Origin of the sequence: Lentzea kristufekii, from assembly GCF_033949925.1 — a bacterium.
In the GTDB taxonomy this organism is placed as follows: Bacteria; Actinomycetota; Actinomycetes; order Mycobacteriales; family Pseudonocardiaceae; genus Lentzea; species Lentzea kristufekii.
Map to the genome: position 1 here is coordinate 1 of NZ_JAXAVV010000066.1, position 3,166 is coordinate 3,166.

The 3,166-nt window shown below is 68.8% G+C and carries 4 protein-coding genes and 1 pseudogene; 1 reads left to right on the forward strand and 4 read right to left on the reverse strand.

Going from position 1 to position 3,166, the window contains the following annotated elements; all coding sequences use genetic code 11:
• Nucleotides 1-193, forward strand: a pseudogene (locus SK571_RS45990) (class I SAM-dependent methyltransferase); the annotation flags it as partial.
• Here SK571_RS45990 and SK571_RS45995 read toward each other — a convergent pair.
• The 4 genes from SK571_RS45995 to SK571_RS46010 form a co-directional block, all read right to left on the reverse strand.
• On the reverse strand, nucleotides 183-1,367 hold the full coding sequence (locus tag SK571_RS45995; RefSeq protein ID WP_319990405.1) for an RNA polymerase sigma factor: 1,185 nt from the start codon (nucleotides 1,365-1,367) through the stop codon (nucleotides 183-185). The pseudogene SK571_RS45990 and the gene SK571_RS45995 sit on opposite strands and share 11 nt — an antisense overlap.
• Nucleotides 1,364-1,705, reverse strand: a complete 342-nt coding sequence (locus SK571_RS46000) for a YciI family protein (RefSeq protein ID WP_319990406.1) — start codon at nucleotides 1,703-1,705, stop codon at nucleotides 1,364-1,366. The genes SK571_RS45995 and SK571_RS46000 overlap by 4 nt, the downstream gene beginning before the upstream one ends.
• A 70-nt stretch (nucleotides 1,706-1,775) precedes the next feature.
• Nucleotides 1,776-2,666, reverse strand: coding sequence for a carboxymuconolactone decarboxylase family protein (locus SK571_RS46005; RefSeq protein WP_319990407.1), 891 nt, complete (start codon nucleotides 2,664-2,666; stop codon nucleotides 1,776-1,778).
• 82 nt (nucleotides 2,667-2,748) lie between these two features.
• Nucleotides 2,749-3,166, reverse strand: a 418-nt coding sequence (locus SK571_RS46010) for an MFS transporter (RefSeq protein WP_319990408.1), incomplete at its 5' end; no start/stop codon positions are given.

Below are 3,166 nucleotides of genomic sequence, written 5' to 3' on the forward strand. Positions count from 1 at the left end.
CGACCACGTCGGCAGCCAGCACCGTGTCGTCCACTTCGTACAGTCGCTGCTGGAGAAGCTGAGCGTGCGGATGTGCGGCGACTACCAGACCCGGCGGCCGTTGCCGTTGGTGGAGCAGGCCGGGTTCGTGGTGCAGCGGCAGGAACGGCTCAAGCTCGGCATGGTCGAGCGGGTGGCCGCGGTCAAGGCTTGAGTCGCTGTTCCAGCAGTGCCTGCTCGGCGGGGTTGGCGGTCAGCTCCAACGCGCGCTGATCTGCCTCGCGTGCCTCGTCGTCGCGGCCGAGGTCGCGGAGTAGTTCAGCACGCGTGGCGTGGTAGAGGTGGTAGCGGTCCAGGCCGAGGGAATCCAGCTCGGCCAACGCTTTCTCCGCCCTAGCGACGTACCGGAGCGCGATCGCGCGGTGCAGCCGGGTCACCGGGGACGGCGCTAGGCACAGCAGCATGTCGTAGAGGATCACGATCTGAGGCCAGTCGGTGTCCTCCCAGGACTTCGCCTCCGCGTGGCACGCGACGATCGCTGCCTGGAGTTGATACGGGCCTGGTCGGCGATGGCGGGCAGCGCGGGTCAGCACCTCCACGGCCTCGCCGATCATCTGCTGGTCCCACCGTGACCGGTCCTGATCCTGCAGCTGCACGAGGTTGCCGTCGGGGGAGAAGCGGGCCGCCGTGCGGGCGCGGTGCAGTCGGATCAGGGCGAGCAGGCCGGCGATCTCGGGTTCGCGCGGCATCAGCCCGTGCAGCAACGAGGCGAGCCAGTCAGCGTCGGCCACGAGGTCGTGTGACTGCACGCGGTCCGCGCTGCTGGACAGGTAGCCCTCGTTGAACATCAGGTAGACCACGTGCAGCACCTGAGCAAGCCGCTCGCCGAGCTCCTCCGGTGCGGGAATCCGGTAGGGGATGCCCGCGTCGGTGATCTTGCGCTTGGCGCGGGTCAACCGTTGCGCCACCGTGGTTTCCGGTACGAGGAACGCACGGGCGATCTGCGCGGTGGTCAGTCCGCACACCACGCGCAGCGTCAGTGCGATCTGTGCCTCGCGGGACAGCGCGGGGTGACAGCAGGTGAAGATCAGCCGCAGCCGGTCGTCTGGTTCGGGTTGCACGGGCCGCTGCAGCTGGGCGAGCTTCTCGCGGTAGCGGGCTTGGCGGCGCAGCACGTCGAGCCCGCGGTTCTTGGCGACGGTGAGCAGCCACGCGTCCGGACGGTCGGGTACGCCTTCGACCGGCCAGCGGCGCAGTGCTGTCTCCACCGCGTCGGCGACGAGGTCCTCGGCGGCGGAGAAGTCGCCCAGCAGCGACACCAGGGACGCGGCCAGCCGGCCCGCGTGCTCACGCACCACGCGGGCGAGCACGGCGTCCGGTGAGGTCACATCAAGACCGGTCGGATTTCCACCAACGGGCAGGCAGGCCAGGTACTGGCCATGCGCAGCGCCTCGTCGAGGTCGGCGACCTCGACCTCGACGTAGCCGCTGACCACTTCCTTGCCCTCGATGAACGGCCCGTCGGTGATGATCGGCTCGCCGTTCTCAAGGCGCACGGTGGTCGCGGTCTCCGGCCCGGCGAGCTTACGGTTGTGCGTGATCTTGTCCGCGTGTTCGGCCATCCACTGCTGGACCTCGGCGAAGCCCGCGTCGCGCTCGGACTGGTCCATCGTCTCCCAGTCCTTCTCCCACTGCTCGGTCTCGCAGAACATCAGCACGTACTTCATGCTCGACACCTCCTGACCAGAAGACGACCGGCACCGAGCCTGCCACGACATCGACCGCGAAGAATTTCGATCAGCCTTGCGGGACAGCGCGACGGCCGGCGTCAAGGCTGCGCAGCGCGGCGCCGACGGCCGCAGCGGCCGTGATCTCGAAGATTTCGTCCTCGCTGAGCCCGGAGGCCTTGAGATCGGTGATGTCGATGTCGGTCACGCGGAATGACGCGTCGCGGACCTTCGCGGCATACGACGCCCACGGTGTGCCTGCTGGTTCACCGCTCGCCGCGGCGTGCCGTGTGGCCGGGTCCGTCTTGGCGGGGGAGTCGAACACCGTCGTGCGCAGGTTGCCGGCCAGCCGGTCGTGTCGGTCACCGGTCTTGGCGCCGTTCGTCGGGCCGGTGAGGAAACCGGGGAAGCGGTAGCCGAAGCGGTGCAGCGACTTCGTGCCCTTGAGGAGCTGCTCCTCGGAGTCGAGTTGGAAGCCGAACGCGTTGGCCAACCGGTTGACGACGTTCCAGATCAGGTTGATGTGCAACGCGTCCAGAACCGCCTTGCGCGGAACACCCTGCGGGATGTCGGCCGCGCTCACGTCGTCCGGCGCGGTGGTGACCTTCTCCAGCAGCGCCAGCACCGCGGTGAGCTCGGGACGTGCCGAGCCGGGATCGGCCGCGTCGATCTCACCGTTCGAGGCGATCCTGGTCATCTCGGTGTGGCTGTCGATGCAGAACGGGCACCGCAGGAGTTGGGCGGTGAACATCGCCATGTACTCGCGCCCACCTGCGGTCCAGAACGACGGGCCGCGCATCATCTCGGCGGACAGGTCGAGCAGCGGCGCGCCGAGGAACTCCGGCCGGTACAGCAACGTCTTCGGCACGTCGGACATCGGCACTCGCGAGGTCAGCTCCGCGAAGGAGAAGAACAGCCGGACGCGCAGCCGGTGCCCGTGGTCCAGCACGTCGAGTCGCATCACACACCTCCGCCAGATCGCTCATCCCGTCCAGTAGAAGACGAGCGAACCCCACCGGAACTCGACACGCCCGGTCAGCAAGTCAGACCTTGAGCCGGGGACGGACGACGACCAGAGGCACGAGAGCGAGCGCGATGATGCCACCGGCGAACGACAGGGCGGGGTAGCTGCTGCTCGCGACGACGAAACCGGAGGCCATGCCACCGGTCGCACCGGTCACGGCAATGGCCATGTCGATGCGCCCTTGCACGGTGGCGCGGGTCTCGAGCGGCACGGCGTCGGTGATGAGCGCGGTACCGCTGACCAGCCCGAGGTTCCAGCCCAGCCCGAGCAGCCCGAGCGCGAGGGTGAGCAACGGAGTCGACTCGGCAGGGGCGAACCCTGCCACCAGGCCGGCCGCGAGCAGGGTGACGCCGGAGGCGGCGATCACGGGCAGCCTGCCGATCCGGTCCACGAGCCAGCCGCTGAGCGGTGACGGCAGGAACATCCCGGCCACGTGC